At 68.9% G+C, this 15,621-nt stretch carries 12 protein-coding genes; 3 read left to right on the top strand and 9 right to left on the bottom strand.

Annotated features, from left to right (window positions below; translation table 11 throughout):
- Positions 1–38 precede the first annotated feature (38 nt).
- Entirely contained in the window at positions 39–1,868 is a 1,830-nt protein-coding gene (locus LDO15_RS06095) for an AMP-dependent synthetase/ligase (RefSeq protein ID WP_223985040.1), read from the top strand.
- Positions 1,869–2,018: 150 nt separating this feature from the next.
- Here LDO15_RS06095 and LDO15_RS06090 read toward each other — a convergent pair whose 3' ends face one another.
- The 5 genes from LDO15_RS06090 to LDO15_RS06070 form a co-directional block, all read right to left on the bottom strand.
- Complete coding sequence (locus LDO15_RS06090) at positions 2,019–3,341, bottom strand: TIGR01906 family membrane protein (RefSeq protein ID WP_223985038.1); 1,323 nt, start codon at positions 3,339–3,341, stop codon at positions 2,019–2,021.
- 112 nt (positions 3,342–3,453) lie between these two features.
- Complete coding sequence (locus LDO15_RS06085; RefSeq protein WP_223985035.1) at positions 3,454–4,680, bottom strand: Ig-like domain-containing protein; 1,227 nt, start codon at positions 4,678–4,680, stop codon at positions 3,454–3,456.
- A gap of 157 nt (positions 4,681–4,837) precedes the next feature.
- On the bottom strand, positions 4,838–6,316 hold the full coding sequence (ahcY, locus tag LDO15_RS06080; protein WP_223985032.1) for an adenosylhomocysteinase: 1,479 nt from the start codon (positions 6,314–6,316) through the stop codon (positions 4,838–4,840).
- A gap of 194 nt (positions 6,317–6,510) precedes the next feature.
- Positions 6,511–6,759 carry a hypothetical protein gene (locus LDO15_RS06075; protein ID WP_223985028.1) on the bottom strand — a complete coding sequence of 83 codons (249 nt, stop codon included), beginning with the start codon at positions 6,757–6,759 and terminating at the stop codon, positions 6,511–6,513.
- A gap of 84 nt (positions 6,760–6,843) precedes the next feature.
- Positions 6,844–7,233, bottom strand: coding sequence for a DUF3499 domain-containing protein (locus LDO15_RS06070; RefSeq protein WP_091250737.1), 390 nt, complete (start codon positions 7,231–7,233; stop codon positions 6,844–6,846).
- A 133-nt stretch (positions 7,234–7,366) separates the two neighbouring features.
- Between LDO15_RS06070 and LDO15_RS06065 the strand changes: the two genes are divergently transcribed.
- Entirely contained in the window at positions 7,367–7,918 is a 552-nt protein-coding gene (locus tag LDO15_RS06065) for a metallopeptidase family protein (RefSeq protein WP_223985025.1), read from the top strand.
- 40 nt (positions 7,919–7,958) lie between these two features.
- Here the strand turns inward: LDO15_RS06065 and LDO15_RS06060 are convergent, their stop codons facing one another.
- From LDO15_RS06060 to LDO15_RS23360, 3 genes are read right to left on the bottom strand one after another with little or no spacing between them, the layout of a single operon-like run.
- Complete coding sequence (locus LDO15_RS06060; protein ID WP_223985022.1) at positions 7,959–9,698, bottom strand: DUF5719 family protein; 1,740 nt, start codon at positions 9,696–9,698, stop codon at positions 7,959–7,961.
- A complete protein-coding gene (locus LDO15_RS06055; protein ID WP_346655993.1) occupies positions 9,691–13,212 on the bottom strand; it encodes a glycosyltransferase family 2 protein in 3,522 nt (1,173 codons plus the stop codon). The genes LDO15_RS06060 and LDO15_RS06055 overlap by 8 nt, the downstream gene beginning before the upstream one ends.
- Positions 13,212–13,754, bottom strand: coding sequence for a WhiB family transcriptional regulator (locus LDO15_RS23360; protein ID WP_263428348.1), 543 nt, complete (start codon positions 13,752–13,754; stop codon positions 13,212–13,214). The genes LDO15_RS06055 and LDO15_RS23360 overlap by 1 nt, the downstream gene beginning before the upstream one ends.
- A gap of 360 nt (positions 13,755–14,114) precedes the next feature.
- Here LDO15_RS23360 and LDO15_RS06045 point away from each other — a divergent pair, with 360 nt between their 5' ends.
- Positions 14,115–14,819: a TIGR03089 family protein gene (locus LDO15_RS06045; protein WP_223985017.1), complete on the top strand. Its 705-nt coding sequence runs from the start codon at positions 14,115–14,117 to the stop codon at positions 14,817–14,819.
- Between the two features lie 9 nt (positions 14,820–14,828).
- Here LDO15_RS06045 and LDO15_RS06040 read toward each other — a convergent pair whose 3' ends face one another.
- Positions 14,829–15,416 carry a GtrA family protein gene (locus LDO15_RS06040; protein ID WP_223985014.1) on the bottom strand — a complete coding sequence of 196 codons (588 nt, stop codon included), beginning with the start codon at positions 15,414–15,416 and terminating at the stop codon, positions 14,829–14,831.
- Between the last annotated feature and the right edge of the window lie 205 nt (positions 15,417–15,621).

The raw sequence follows: 15,621 nt of genomic DNA, 5'->3' as shown, positions 1-15,621 counted from the left end.
CGCCGAACTCCGGGCGGACCAGGAATGGAGACTCTGCTGTGAGAGAAGCAAGCACCGGACTGCTCGTGGAGCTGGACCCGGAGAGCAACGTGACCGACCTGCTCCTGGAGCAGCACGCGAAGGACCCCGTGCACGCCCTCTACTCCCGCAAGGGCCCCGGCGGCTGGACCGATGTCTCCGTCCAGCAGTTCCTGGAACAGGTCACCGCCCTGGCCAAAGGCCTGATTGCCGGCGGGCTGACCCCGGGCGACACGGTCGCTGTCATGTCCGCGACCCGGTATGAGTGGACAGTGGTGGATTTTGCCATCTGGTTCGCCGGCGGCGTCACGGTGCCGATCTACGAGACGTCCTCCGCCAGCCAGGTCGAGTGGATCCTCCACGACTCGGGCGCCCTGCGCGTGTTCGTCGAGGACCACGCCAAGGCTGCCCTCGTCCAGGGCGTCCTGGATTCCTCCGCCGTCCTCCGCGACCGGCTTGTCGCCGTGGTCCGGATGGAGCACGGCGGCGCCGCACCGAACCTGGCGAGCCTGGCCGCCGCCGGCACGGGGGTGACGGACGCCGAACTCGAACGCCACCGGACCACCGCGTCCCTCGCGGACGTGGCGTCCCTCGTGTACACCTCGGGCACCACCGGAAAGCCCAAGGGCTGCGAGATCACGCACGCGAACTTCGCCCTCGTCGCCAAGAACATCGTGCTCTTCCTGCCCGAGATCCTCATGCAGCCGCGCTCCCGGACGTTGATGTTCCTTCCCCTGGCGCACGTCCTGTCCCGGGCGGTGCAGGTGATCTGCCTGAGCTCCGGGGCAACCCTCGGCCACACCGCAAGCGCCAAGGAACTCCTGGCGGACCTGGCGAGCTTCAAGCCGACCTTCCTGCTGGTGGTCCCCCGGATCTTCGAAAAGGTCTACGCCGGAGCAGCCCACAAGGCTGCCGCCGCCGGCAAAGAACGCGTCTTCACGGCCGCCGCGGACACAGCGATCGGCTACTCCAAAGCTCTTGACGCCGCCTCCCGGGGCAACGGCAGGGGCCCCGGACTGCTCCTGCGGGCCCGGCACCGGCTCTTCGACCGGCTGTTCTACCCCAAGCTGCGGCAGGCCTTCGGCGGCCGGCTGCAGTACACGGTCTCCGGTGCAAGCCCGCTGAGCTCCAACGACGCCCACTTCTTCCGCGGCGCCGGCATCCCCGTCCTGGAGGGCTACGGCCTCACGGAATCCACGGCGCCGTGTACGGCCAACACTCCGGCACGGACCAAGGTGGGGACAGTCGGCATTCCCGTGCCGGGAACCACCATCCGGGTGGCGGACGACGGCGAGATCCTGGTCCGGGGCATCGGCGTCTTCAAGGGCTACCACGCCAATGAGGCCGCGAACGCGGAGGCGTTCGTGGACGGCTTCTTCCGGACCGGGGACCTCGGCTCCCTCGACGAGGACGGCTTCCTGACCATCACGGGGCGGAAGAAGGACCTGCTGGTCACCGCCGGCGGCAAGAACGTCGCCCCGGGCCCGCTCGAGGAGAAGATCCGCGAGCACCAGCTGGTCGGCCAGGCCGTGGTAATCGGGGACGGCCGGCCGTTTGTCTCGGCACTGATCAACCTGGACGCCGATGCACTCCACGACTGGTGCGCGGCCCGGAAAATGCCCCACCTGAGCCCGGCCGAAGCCGCCGCGGACGGGACGGTCCGGGCTTCCATCCAGGGCGCCGTGGATGAGGCGAACCTCTTGGTTTCCAACGCTGAATCCATCCGCAGCTTCGTCATCCTGGACGCCGACTTCAGCGTGGAATCAGGGCACCTGACACCCTCGCTCAAGCTCAAGCGGGCCGCCGTCGTGCGGGACTACGAGGAGCACATCAACGCCCTCTACGGCTGAGCCGGCCGAAAACTGCCGGCACAGGCCATAGCGGAACAACGGGCGCAGCGGAACAAAGGGAACAGCGCAACTGGCTCAGAGCAACGGGCACAGCGAAGCCCAACGGGAACAGCGAAGCGGCCGGCACGAAGGTGCCGGCCGCTTCCTTGTTCAGACGGTGTTGCGGGTGCGCACCGTGCCCTCGGCACCGGTGCCGGCGCTGCCGGTCGTCCCGGCGGCGCCCGGCGCATCCGCAGCCGCGGCATTCGCCGCGGCATTGGTCTTGGCGCCAGTCCCGGTACCAGCCGGGTCCGCCTCTGCGCCCGTCTCTGTGGCTGTGCCGTTCGGCTGTGAGGCGTCGGACGCTTTCCGGCCCAGGCCGCGGCGCCGGCGCGTAGGCCAGGTCAGGATGAGCGTGACAATGGACGCAAGCAGGACGAGGCCGCCGATGACGATTCCGGCGTCCATCCAGAACTGGCCCGGGAACAGCCGGATCAGGGTGTCCTGGAGCGAAAAGGTCCAGGTCCCGTTGGCGAAGAATATGCGGTGGAACTCGGTGAAGAACTGCTCCCAGCCGAGCACGGCCAGGGTTCCGAGGCCGATGATGATCGCGAGCGTGACGATTGAGCCGGCGAACAGGCCGCGGCGGACTCCGCCGTTGTGGCGCCGCTTCAGGTAGATCACGGCAACCAGACCCAGCAGGATCAGGAGGGTGCCGGCGCCGAACGTGGACAGGATGACGGCCTTGACGTCGGCCATGTGGCTGACTTCGCCGTCCTTGAACAGCCGGTCCCCGCTTTGGTCCACAAGATCGCCGAGGTAGCGCGGACCCGACCAGTTGCTGAGGTAGTCCACCGCGTAGGAGCCGTAGGTCATGCGGTCATCGGTGCTGAAGCCGTAGCCGTCGCCCGGGAAGCCCGGACGGTTGTATTCCACCCAGAGGAACAGGGGGCTGGTCACGGCGCGGACGGCCAGCACCAGCAGGATGACCGGATAGAACACGGCAAGCAGCACCTGCATCACCCGCGGAAGAACGGGCTTGGCCTTCGCCGCCCGTTCCCGTTCGGCATTCCGGCGTTCAACGTCCTCCTGTGCGGGACGGATCTGGAGGGCCGAGGTCTGCGGCGGTTCCGCGGAGGCGGCATCAGCGGGTGCCCCGAACAAGTCAGCGTCCGGCCGGACGACGGCGGCCTCCGCCGCCTTGCGGTCGGCCCGGCTCCCCGGCTGGCCGGGTGCGGACGCTGCCGACGGCGCTGCTGCGCCAGTCGCCCCGGCCGCTGCCGTGGAGGCGTCCTTCGTGGCGGCGGGCATGGCCGCTGCGCCGTCTTCCTTTCTGGCTGGCGGCGTCGCTGCTGCTCCGGCAGCTGGTGTGGCTGCTGCGGGCTTGGCGGCGGAGGCCGGCTTCATCCAGTCGAAGGCGGGCTCGTCGGTGTCATCGCTCGGATCCAGGTGAGGATCCGGCCGGTCGGGAGGGGTAGGACTTGTGTCAGTCACGTGGAGCTTCGCTTCCGTAGGCTTCTGCGCTGCCCGGCCTGCGCCCGGCTGCGCAACTTATCTGGCTCCGAGCCTACCGTCAGAGGTTTGGGCTCGGCGAGGTGCCACCCCGTCAGTTGGCGTATTGCGCCCACGGGATGTTCCAGTCCCCGAATCCGTCATCGTAGTTGGCATAGTCCCCGTCGGTGTTCACCACCTGGACGACGTCGCCGGTGGTCATGTTGTCGAAGACCCACTGCGCGCCGTCCGGGCCCAGGCCGATGCAGCCGTGGGAGAGGTTCGCCTTGCCGACGTAGGGCATTGCCGAGTCGGTGGCCTGGTGGATGAACTCCCCGCTGGGCGTCAGCCGCGTGGCGTAGTTCACGTCAAGCTGGCCGTAGTAGGCCGGGTCCCCCGGTTTGAGCCCGATGGTGGAGGCGTCCATGTGCTCCACGCGGTGCTTCTCCATGAAGACCAGGAAGCCCCGGGCCGAAGGGAACCGCGTGTCGCCCATGGTCGCCGTCCATTTCCCGGCCGGCTGGTCATTGATGCTGACCGAGAAGGTATGGGCCTGGGCGTCGGCAACCGCCACCTTTTTGTCCCCGATGTGGATGGTCACCGTCTTGTTGAAGTTGCCGACCTGCCCGTTGCCCAGTTCGACGCCGAACAGCTTCATGTCCATGGTGATGGTGCTGTTGGCGGCCCAGAAGGTTTCCGGCCGGTACCTGACGGTGTTCTTGCTGAACCAGCGGAAGTCTCCCTTCTGGCCGGAAGTGGAAGTGATCTTGATGGCCTTTTCGACCGCGTCCCGGTTCAGGACCGGCTCGCTGAAGGTGATCTGCAGCGGCTGGGCCACACCCACCTTCATCCCGTCCAGCGGGTAGATCGCGGCATCGGCCTCGTTGGCCGTGGAGACGGTGGTGAAAGCACGGGTGCTGTGGGTTTGGCGTCCGGCGCCGTCCAGCACGGAGTACGTGTAGTTGTACCGGGTGTTGAATTTGAGGTCCCCGGACGAGGTCCAGGCGGATCCGTCGGCGCTGAGGGTGCCGTCGACCGAGTCCCCGTCGTCGCTTGTCAGGGCCACCCGGTCAATGCGCCCGTTGGTCACCTTGAGCGACACCGGGGCCGCGGGGTTGACCTGCTTGGCGCCGTCGGCGGGGGCGACAGCAAGTTCGGCGGGAGCAACCACCGGGACGGCAAGCCCCGGCGTCGTCCGTGCCGGCGATCCCGCCTCGGAGAAAATCCCGGACTGGGCCAGCCCCGGAGCCGCCGCGGCGAAGGCTCCGCCGCCGGCTGCCAGGGCGCAGACCACCCCCAGCAAGGCAATTTTGCGGCCGGTACTCCAGGTCTTCAGGGCCATCACAGGACCCGGGCGTTTCCACACGTCATCCTGCCAGCATAAAGGAGTTACCTTGGAAGCCCTGGCCGATTGGACCACGATCCGGTTACAAAAGGGCCCCCAAATCGGTCACAACAAAGGGCCCCGGACCTTCGTCCGGGACCCTTTGGGGGGGGTCCTAGTAGCGGTAGTGCTCAGGCTTATACGGCCCGGCCACCTCGACGTCCAGGTACTCGGCCTGTTCCTTCGACAGCTCGGTCAGCTCCACGTCGAGGGCACCAAGGTGCAGGCGGGCGACCTTCTCGTCCAGGATCTTCGGCAGCACGTAGACCTGCTTGTCGTATTCGCGCTCGCCCTCCGCCTGGCCGGCCTTCGTGAACAGCTCGATCTGGGCGATCGTCTGGTTGGCGAAGGAGTTGCTCATCACAAACGACGGGTGTCCGGTGGCGTTGCCGAGGTTCAGCAGGCGGCCTTCGGAGAGGACGATGATGGAGCGCTCGGCCTCGGTGCCCTGGTCGAAGACCCACTCGTGCACCTGGGGCTTGATCTCGACCTTCTTGATGCCGGGGATCCGCGCGAGTCCGGCCATGTCGATCTCGTTGTCGAAGTGGCCGATGTTGCCCACGATCGCCTTGTCACGCATGCCGGCCATGTGCTCGGCCATGATGACGTCCTTGTTGCCGGTGGTGGTGATGAAGATGTGGCCCTCGCTGAGCACGGACTCGAGCTTGGCCACCTGGTAGCCGTCCATGGCTGCCTGGAGCGCGCAGATCGGATCGATCTCGGTGACGATGACGCGTGAACCCTGGCCGCGGAAGGCCTCGGCGGCACCCTTGCCGACGTCGCCGTAACCGCAGACGACGGCGACCTTGCCGCCCATGAGGACGTCGGTGGCTCGGTTGATGCCGTCCGGCAGGGAATGGCGAATGCCGTATTTGTTGTCGAACTTGCTCTTGGTGACGGAGTCATTGACGTTGATCGCCGGGAAAAGCAGCTTGCCCTGCTCCGCGAGCTGGTAGAGGCGGTGCACACCGGTGGTGGTCTCCTCGGTGACGCCGAGCAGGCAGGAGCCGATGCGGGTCCACTTCTGCGGGTCGGCTGCCAGGGAGGCGCGCAGCACGTCCAGGAACACCCGGCCTTCGTCGGACTCATCCTCGGCGGCGGCGGGCACGGCACCGGCGGCCTCGAATTCGACGCCCTTGTGCACCAGCATGGTCGCGTCGCCGCCGTCGTCCAGGATCATGTTCGGACCCAGCTCGGGGTTGGCGTCGGCGCCCGGCCACGTGAGAATCTGCTGGGCGGTCCACCAGTATTCCTCCAGGGTCTCGCCCTTCCAGGCAAAGACGGGAACGCCCTGGGGGTCCTCTGCGGTGCCCGTGCCGACCACGACGGCGGCCGCGGCCTCGTCCTGGGTGGAGAAGATGTTGCAGGAGGCCCAGCGGACCTCGGCGCCGAGAGCGGTGAGGGTCTCGATCAGCACCGCGGTCTGGACCGTCATGTGCAGCGACCCGGCGATCCGGGCGCCCTTGAGCGGCTGGCTGGCGCCGAATTCCTCGCGCAGGGACATGAGTCCGGGCATCTCATGCTCGGCGAGGCGGATCTGATGGCGGCCCGCCTCGGCCAGGGAAATGTCCGCAATCTTGAAATCGAAAGTCATGTGAATCCTTTGTTGTGGCCGGTGGCGCTGCGTGTCTGGAGCCGGTGTTTCTTGGTATGTCTTGGTATGTATTGGTGTTTTTCTGATGTTTCTGGATCGAAAGTCATTCGGTGCCGGGGGCGTCCCCGATGGGTGCCTGGCAGGATTGCTGGGCGGCCGTTGCGGGTCGATGCTCCCGGGGCCGCGGTTTGGCGTTATTCCGCCGCGTGGCGCGGGGCTGCACTGGGCTGACCGGCGTCGTGTTGATCGGAGGGGGCCGCCGTGGCGGCCGGCAACAGTTCCGGCGGCAGGAGCAGCGGGATGCCGTCCTCGATCCGGTAGCGCAGCTTGGTCCCGGATTCGTCCGCCGTGACGGTGACGAGCTCCTCGCCCTCCTGCAGCAGGCCGGACCCGGTGACGGGGCATCGCAGGACAGACAACAGTTCGGGACTGAGCTTGGGCATAGTGAACGCTCCCTGATGGGCGCCGCGGTAGGCGCCGGTGGCTGACGGCTTTTTGCAGTTTCCACCCTACCGCCAGTTGGCGCCTTAGGAAGGTTCGCGCAGGACGCGCAGATGCCCGCGGCGGGTGCCCTCGGCCGGGGCCGGTGCTTCCAGCGCCGGGTGCAGGGTCCGCTGCCCCTTGGCCGGTTCCGCGGCGGCCGGACGGGAGGCAGCTTCGCGGACGGCGTTGGCGAGGGCCAGGAGGTCGTCCGGGCCAGGTCCGGCCGGTGTCGCCGGCATCGCCAGCCGCATGACTTCCCAGCCGCGCGGAACGGTCAGCGAGTCGGCGTGTTGTTCGCACAAGTCGTAGCAGTGCGGTTCGGCGTACGTGGCGAGCGGGCCCAGGACAGCGGTGGAGTCCGCGTACACGTACGTCAAAGTGGCCACCGCAGAATTGCGGCAGGCAGACCTTGAACAAAGACGAATTGCACCCACGACATCACAGACTACTCCCCCTGCGGCCGGGGACCCTGTATTGAATCGCCCGTGGTTCAGCCGGGGCCGGGCCGCGGCGGATCGCCGACGGGTCTATATCGCGTAAATCATTCCGCGGGTTTAGAGTCAAGATATGCAGTCATCGCACCACGATTCGGGTTTCACGGTCCGGTTGGCTGACCCCGACGCCGGACACTCAGGCGCCGGCCCCGCCCCCGCCGGCGCACCCCTTGCCGGGTCGACCGGTGCTGTCCAGGGAAAAAACTTCCGGCAGCGCCGCAGGAACCGGCACGGCCGCGGGCTTCGCGGCGAGCTCATGCTGCCCACGCTTCCCGGCTACCGGACCCGTTCGGACCGCTTTGATGACCTGGTCCTGGACTCGGCGCAGCGGCTGCACGACATCTGGGGCAAACCCCTCGACGGCGTGCGCTTCGCCGTCGACGAGATCCCTCCGGGCCTGGAGCAGCTCGTGGCCGACCACACGCCAGCGCCGATGGGCTCGTTCACGGCTGCGACTGCCGAGGACGGGCCGGTCATCACGCTGTACCGCCGCGTGGTGGAGCAGGCGTGTGGATCCCGGGACGAGCTCCAGGACCTGGTGCACGACGTCGTCGTGGAATACACGGCCGAGATGCTCGGCGTGCCGCCGGAATCCCTCGACCCGGTTTACCGGCGCCGGTACTAGCCGGCCTAGGAATTAGGCCGGCCCCGCCGGGGCCGGCCGCCTAATATCCCAGCGTAACGGGGACTTGTTGCGCTCCTGCCGCCTCCGGCGCCACAGCCACCGTGGAAATGTCCTGCCGGCCGTCCCGGCCCAAGAGCAGGGCGCCATAGGCGGAGTCGCCGGCGGCGGAGACCACATAGCCCACGAGCGGCGAGCCGCCCGCCTCTGCGGGGACCTTGATAGACATGGTGGTCCCGGCGGCAAGTTTCGCCGTGGCGGCGGCCCGGATTTTGCCGTCCGCGGTGATGGGCGTGTAGGACACCGTCGCGGGGCCGTCGGGGGCGCCGAACACGAGCTGCCGGTCACCTGTGCTGGGAACCGGGACGATGTGCTGGCTGCCCAGCCGGGCCGAGGCCGCCGAATATGCGACGTCCGCCGCATCCTCCGGCTTCAGTCCCCGGGTGAGCCGGACAGCGGCCGCGAACGAGATATCCGAACCCGCCGCGACGGTGTACGTCCCGGCGGGGACCCCGGCCAGGGAAACTTCCGTGACCGCGCCGGCCTTGGCCGTGACCACTCCGCCGCCAGGCAGCGCCTTCTGGCCGTCACGTCCGTACAACTTGATCTCGACCACGGCGTCGGCCGCCCCCGGGACGGCGATCTCCAGGGCCGGTCCGGCGTCGGCGAAGCCAGGCTTGGCCGTGAGCGCGGCCACGCCTGCCGGATCCTGGAGGTCCAGCCCGGAGACCACCTGGCGGACTGACGGGGCGGTGCCAGGGGTAATGAAGTCGACGCCGCCGGGCGTGAGGCCGCGGAGCACGCTTTGCTGGATGACGGCAGCCACCGGCCCGCCGGCGCTGCGGACCCGCACGCCGAGCCGCTCCTGTCCCGGGGCGAGCCCGGCCAGGATGATGGAGCGCGTGCTGCCGGGGGCCACGAGCAGGCCGCGGCTTCCTGGTGCCTGGATCGGGCCCTCGGACCCGAAGAGGTCCAGGCTCACCGTCGCCGGCGTGCTGGAGGCATTGGTCAGGTTCAGGACGGCAGACCGGCCAAGGGACGTGTTGGCGCCGACCAGCCAGAGATCGTTGCCCGGTTGCTGGCAGGCGGCGGCAGCAGTGCCCTGGAGGTCCCCGTCCTCGGCTGAGTAGCTCAGGACGGCGCCGGCTGCGGCCTGGCGGTTGTCCTGCGCATCGGCGCGGAGCACGCTGACGTTGTCCACCTCCCGCTGGGCCACGACGCCGGCGAGCAGCACGGGCGTGCGGGCCGCCGGTGCCGTGGCTGCGGGCGTGGCGTCCTTGGCGATCTCCACGAGCGGGGCGCCCTGGAGCGGGGCCAGCCGGCTGGCGGGAACGACGCCGGCGCTTGAGCCGAGCACCGCGGCGCTGACTGCGGTCTTCGCCGTGCCGGATTCGGGGCTGAACTGGGGGTCTGTGCCCACGGGAGTGCCGTCGAGCAGCCGGGCGGGGCCCGGGCAGACCCCGATGCTGCTTCCGCCGGGCACCGAGGCCAGCGGTGCTTCGAGCGTCCGGCTGGCCGGGCTTTGCGGCGCCAGTGACGCCGCCGAAACCAGGCCTCCGCCCGCGGCCACGAGCGCGACAGCGGAGAGGATGCCGCCGATCACACCGCCGCGGGGTACGCCCCGTCTCCGCAGCCGTGACCCGGCGGCCGCGGTGGACGTGGCCCCGGCCGACGTTTCGGCCGTGGAGGGTTCAGCGGGGGATCCGGCGGCCGCATCGGCAGGGTTTTCGATTTCGTTGCCGTTGTCGATTTCGTTGTCGATTCCGTTGTCGCCCTTAGGCATGCTGATGTTCCTTACGCAGGGAGGCTTCGTCCCTGGACAGGCCGGTGTTGGACCGGCGGGCAGGCATGGGCACGGCCAGAAGGACGGTCAGCCCGATCACGATGGCCTGCGCGATTCCGGCCAGGACGGCCCAGGGCGCTTCGTAGCGGATGCTCAACTGGCCGCCCTGGGCGGGCAGCGTGAACGCCTGGGCCCATCCCGACGTCGTTGAGGTCAGGCGCCGCCCGTCGAGCCAGGCGCTCCAGCCCGGATCGGCCCGTTCGGCGAGGACCACCAGCCGGCCCTCGGGGCCGGCCGGGACGGTGCCGGCAGCCGAGACTTCCTCCGCGGGAAGCAGCGCCACGGTTGCCCCGGCGCCGTCCACCACGCGGACCCGGTGCGCGACGTCGGAGGCCGTGATGCCCGGCTGCTCCAGCGGGCTGACCCGCCAGAGCCAGCCCGTGCCGGTCTGGCCGACGGCGACCAGGCCGGGGACGGCGTCCATGCGGCTGGCCGTCAGCTCCGAGGCGGAATCGGCAACGCGGAGCACCACGAAGCCGACGCCGAGCTGCTCGAGATCTCCCCTCGGGTCCACGCCTTCGCCGGCCACAATGGTGGCCACGACTTTCCGGAGCGATCCGGCGACGGCGTCGTCGTCGCGGACCGTCTCCTGGCCCGGCTCCCCCATGATGCTGCGGGCCGCAGCGATCGTGGACAGCCCGTCCAGGGTGGTGCCGGCGCCGCGCATGAGTGAGGCGTCGAAGCTTCCGTCCTCGTTGCTGGAGATCAGGAGGGTCCTGGATTGTTCCGGCCCCTGGCCGCGGTCTACCGCCGTGGCCGGGAGGGTGCGTGCCTGGGCCGGTTGAATGAGCCTCGGGGTGCCGAGTCCGGCGGCCACTCCGGTGGCTGCCGGCGACAAGGCCGGCGACAGGCTCGGTGACAGGGCCGGGGAGGGTGCCGCGGACTGCAGCAGGTTTTGCGCGGTCCACACTGTGAACCCGGCCAGCGGTGCCGCCAGCAGCAGGGTCAGGGCTGCCGCCGCCGTGGTGCGGATCAGAACCTTCCGGGCCAGCCCGGCGCCGGCTGCCCGGTCGGCGGCGTCCAAGAGCCCTTCCGCCGCGATGAGGGCAGCTCCCAGGAGCGCGAAGGCGGCCGCCGACACTGCGGGGCCGGGGAAGGGCGTGACCAGGACGTCGGCGCCGGCGGCGGAGGCGACATGCCCGGCGAGCCAGCCGCCGGCCAGGATCAGGACCGCCGCGGCCCACAGGCAGCGTGCCGTCCAGGTGCGTCCGGCCAGGACCAGCCTGCGCGGCATGAACAGTGCGGCGAGGGCCAGCAGCAGCACCGGAAGCCCGAGCAGCAAAGCCAGCACCAGGGCCCACGGCAGGCCGGAGAGTCCGGCGGAGCCCGCCGCGGACCCGCCGAAAGCGCTCAGCCCGGTCAGTCCGCCGCCGGCGTCGAATCTCAGCGGCTGGCCCAGGGCCTGCTGCCACAGCGGGGCCGCGTCAAAACCGAGCGGCAGGCCCGGATCGGCCAGGAGCGCCCGGGGCCGGTCCAGGACCGAGAACGCGAACGGCACGAACAATGCAAGGCTCGGCAGGAGTGCCCACCACACGGTGCGGCCGCGGCGGCCCAGGAGCACCCCGCACAGGGCAACGATTGCCACTGAGGGCACCAGCAGCGACGGCGCCGCAGCGGTGACCACGGCCAGTGCGAGACCTGCCGCGGCGGCTGCCGTCCACGAGGGCATGCCGTTGATGCCCGGGCGCGCGGCAGGTTTGGGTGTAAGTCGCCGCTGGCCGGGCGCCGGGACGGCGTGGACTCCGTGCCCCGCAGCCGTGCCCGTGGCCCGGAGCAGCGCCAGCACGAGGACCGGGATCATGACGTGAGCCAGCAGTGCGCCGAGCCGGCCCTGGTTCAGAGCCACTTGGAGTGCCGGCGCGCCGGCCCAGACCAGGGCGGCCGCGAGGCGCAGTCTCCGGCGCCGGGTGAGGGCGCCGGCAGCGAACCATGCGCCGAGCGCGGAGAGCGGCATGGCAAGGATCAGCAGCCAGCCGACCGCGCCGTTCGCATCGCCGGCGCCAAGCACGCCCAGCACCCACAGAAGGTAGCCGAAGGGGTCGCCGTGGCCCGGCAGGCCCGCGCCGAGACTGATCCACCAGGTGGAGGCGTGGTTCCAGATTTCGGCGAGACGCACGGAAACGGGGATAAGCGCGCCGCCGGAAACAGCCGGGGCACGGAACAGGCTGAGCAGTCCTGTCAGGGACACCGCCGTCGTGAGCAGGATGGCCAGCAGGGCACCGCTGCCCACCCACCCGCGGTCCGGGGTGGCGATGGCGGCGAAGTCGTCGGCGTCGCCGGTGGGTTGTTCCGCCAGCGAATCGGGGCCGGTGAGGCCGTCGCCGGAGTCGTCCGCGCCCAGCGCCTCGATCAGGGACCGCCGGTGCGCCCAGACCTCACGGCGCGGCGTCTGCAGGCCTTTCATGACGGAGCGCCGGATCCGGCGGGTGCGCGCGGCATTGCGTCGTCCGCGGATGACCGCGGCGGGCCGGCCCAGCGCGGCAAAAGTTGCCAGCAGTTGGGAGAACCCGTGGCCCGGGTCCTTGACGGCAATGCTCAGGACGAGTTTGAAGAGGCTGCCCAGGAGGGCGCCGGCAGCGTGCAGCGGGACTTTCCAGCCGGCCGCGTGCTTGAGCCGCAGATGGACCTGTGCCTTGCGTGCTGCGGTCGCGTTGCCCAGGGCGTGCGGGCGGTGCGAAACATGGAACATCCTTGCACTGGGAACCACTACCACGCGGTGCCCTGCCAGGCGGTTGCGCCAGCAGAAGTCGACGTCGTCGCCACTTCCGGGAAGTGCCGGGTCAAAGCCGCGGAGCTTCTCCCAGATGTCGCGGCGGACCAGCATACCGGCGGAATTGACGGCAAAGGTATCGCTGCGGCCGTCGTACTGGCCCTGGTCGAGTTCGTCGGCGTCGATGAGCGTCAGGCGCTCGGCCCAGCGGCTCGTGGAGAGGCCGACGTCGATCAGCCGCCGCTCGGCGTGCCAGTCCAGCTGTTTGCAGCCTGCCACCGTGACCGACGGCGCGCGCTCGACGGCGTGGAGCAGTTCCGCGAGGGCTTCCGGTGCCGGCGCGGCATCGTCGTGCAGCAGCCAGATCCAGTCGGCGCCTGGCGCGCGGCCAGTGTCACCGTCCCCGTCCCCGTCCCCGTCGCCGGTGGCGTCCGGTTCTGCTGCGCGTTCGGTTCCGCCAACTCCGACACCGCGCACTCCGTCCGCAGGCCACGGCGCGAGGGCCTTGAGCCCCGCCGTGACCGCTCCGCCCATGCCGGACCTGGGCTGGTCGAAGACGGTGACGTTGGCCTTGCCCAATGCTTGCTCGAGGAGGGCCGCGGAGTGGTCGCGGGATCCGGTGTCGACACCAATGACGGCGTCGGCGGGCCGCGTTTGGGCCGCCAGCGCCGCTAGGGTCCTGGGGAGAAAATCACCGCCGTCGTGGGAGACCACGACGGCGGTGACTCGTACTTCTTGAAGAATTAGACTGCTCGCTTCCTAAGCCGGCGCCGCTCGCGCTCGGAGAGGCCTCCCCAGATGCCGAACCGCTCGTCGTTGGACAAGGCGTATTCGAGGCACTGTGAACGCACGTTGCAGGCGCCGCAGACCTTCTTGGCGTCGCGTGTGGAGCCGCCCTTTTCGGGGAAAAAGGCTTCGGGATCTGTCTGGGCGCACAGGGCATCGGTCTGCCAGCCAAGCTCGCCCTCATCGTCAAAGTCCTGGCGCGACGGCAATCCGATCCAGACCGGCTGCGCGAGGGTATCGGCGCCGGGCGAATGGAGCTCCATCGGCGGATCGAGGGGATCGTTGTCTTGATCCGGGCCGGCAAGAAGTTCATCGTGCGCTGCGAGGAAGGCTGTTGCCGCTTCCTGCAGGGAATCCTGGGTGTGTTCGTTGTAGCGGTCAGCTGCGTCCGGATCGGCCGGATCTACATACCAGTCACTCGGCACCCCGCGTGAACGGTATTTCGCCGTGGCCTGGCCGGCAACTACGGCATCTTCATGGATACGCTCTGCTAGCCCCATGGCGTCCCCCTCCTGATTTACAGCCACTGCAAGACCCCCTTGGACACTCGGTTGAGTGCCGGTTTATGCGCAGTGACTTTAGATAACTAATTACACGTGTGTAAGTATCCGGGAGTCAAGCCGCGGCGGAGATAATAATCAACCCGAAACACAAAGTGCAGGCACGCCACGCCCGGGATTTTTTTCGCCCCGCCCGCAAGAACCCGCGGAATAATCAGGGTACTGACTACTTTTGGGGGTTTTCATTGAATTTTCGGGAAATTTTCCGAACCCCCGCCCGACGGGGACCGGATGCCAGGTCCCGGAGCATGACGGACATCACATCGCCGGGCGCCGGGCAGCCCGTGGCAAGATGAAAGCATGAGCATCCCGGCAATCGAATTGATGACAGCGCTGCGGTCCGGGCAGTCCACGGCGCCCCGGCTGACCTGGTACGGCCCCGACTCCGAGCGGGTTGAACTGTCCGGCCGCGTGCTGGACAACTGGGTGGCGAAGACTTCCAACCTGCTGCAGGACGAACTCGACGCCGAACCGGGAATGCGGCTGCGCCTGGACCTGCCCGCCCACTGGAAGTCCGTGATCCTGGCGCTGGCGGCCTGGCAGCTCGGCATGGAGGTGGTCTTCGACGACGCAGAGGCCGAACTGCTGGCCACCGATGACCCGGGCCCGGGGGCCGCGGCGGGCGGGTTCGACGCCGTGATCGCCGTGTCGTTGCCGGCACTGGCCATGAGATGGCCGGGCGAGCTGCCCACCGGCGTCCTGGATTACGCCGCGGAGGTCCGCTCGCACGGGGACTTCTTCATGCCGCACATCGATCCGGAAGAAGAACGCCTGGCCATCCGAACCGCGGATGGGTCAGCCCATGCCCACGGGGCGCTGCTGGACGACTTCGCCGCGGTCAGCGATGCCGGGCTGCGGCTGCTTGTTCCGGCGGCGGACGGCCTCGAAACTGTCCTTGCCCAGTCGCTGGGAACCTGGAAGGCCGACGGCTCCGTCGTCCTGGTGCACCCCGAGGTCGAGGTGACCGGCAAGTTGCGGGCCGCCGAGCGCATCAGCGGGAGCTGAGGCTCAGCCTCAGGCCGGCGGGCCGGGCAGTTCCGGGTCCGCCACGGCCTCCCTGACAGGCGTTCCGGAAATCCGGGCACTGGGCTGCTTGTCATGCTGGGCATGCGGGTGCCGTTCGATGATCTCGTGGTCGTGCGAGAACTCCGGCTCTGCGTCGAGTTCCTGGTTGAACACCAGGAAGCGGTAGGCGAAGAACCGGACCACGGTCGCGACCAGGATGCCGACCACCCCGGCCAGGAAGAGCATGTTCTTGTCGGTAATCCCCATGCTGTACTTCGCGATGGCAGTCAGTCCTGTGGAGATGCCGATGCCGATCCCGTTGATGATGACGAACATCACGAACTCGCGCAGCACATTGGCCTGCCGCCGGTGACGGAACGTCCAAAAACGGTTCGCGATCCACGAGAACACGGTGGCCACACTGGCGCCGAAGAAACGGGCTTTGGCCTCGCTGTCGGTCATGGGACCGTGCATCAGGTAGAACGTGAGTCCGTTGTCAATGACGAACGCGATGCCGCCCACGGCGCCGAACTTGGCCACTTCGCGCCAGAACAGCGAGGCCAGCCCGCGCATGCGCTCGTTAAGTGTAGTAATCATGACCCTCCATGGCCTTCTGGAACTGTCGGCCATTGGGCCAAACGCCCATTTTAGCGCCGTTTCCCGGGAGTCCGCCCTCGGGAGAGCGTGAGATGGCTCGCTGCGCACCGGGTGCCGGGAAGCGTCGGAGGGGGCATCGAACCGCCGCCTCGGCTTTGTTCGCGCGCCTGCCAAGCCGAAAAGCCGGGTTCCCGTGAGGTTTTCG

It is taken from the genome of Arthrobacter sp. NicSoilB8 (assembly GCF_019977355.1).
GTDB lineage: Bacteria > Actinomycetota > Actinomycetes > Actinomycetales > Micrococcaceae > Arthrobacter.
This window is presented reverse-complemented; position numbering and strand designations above follow the sequence as displayed.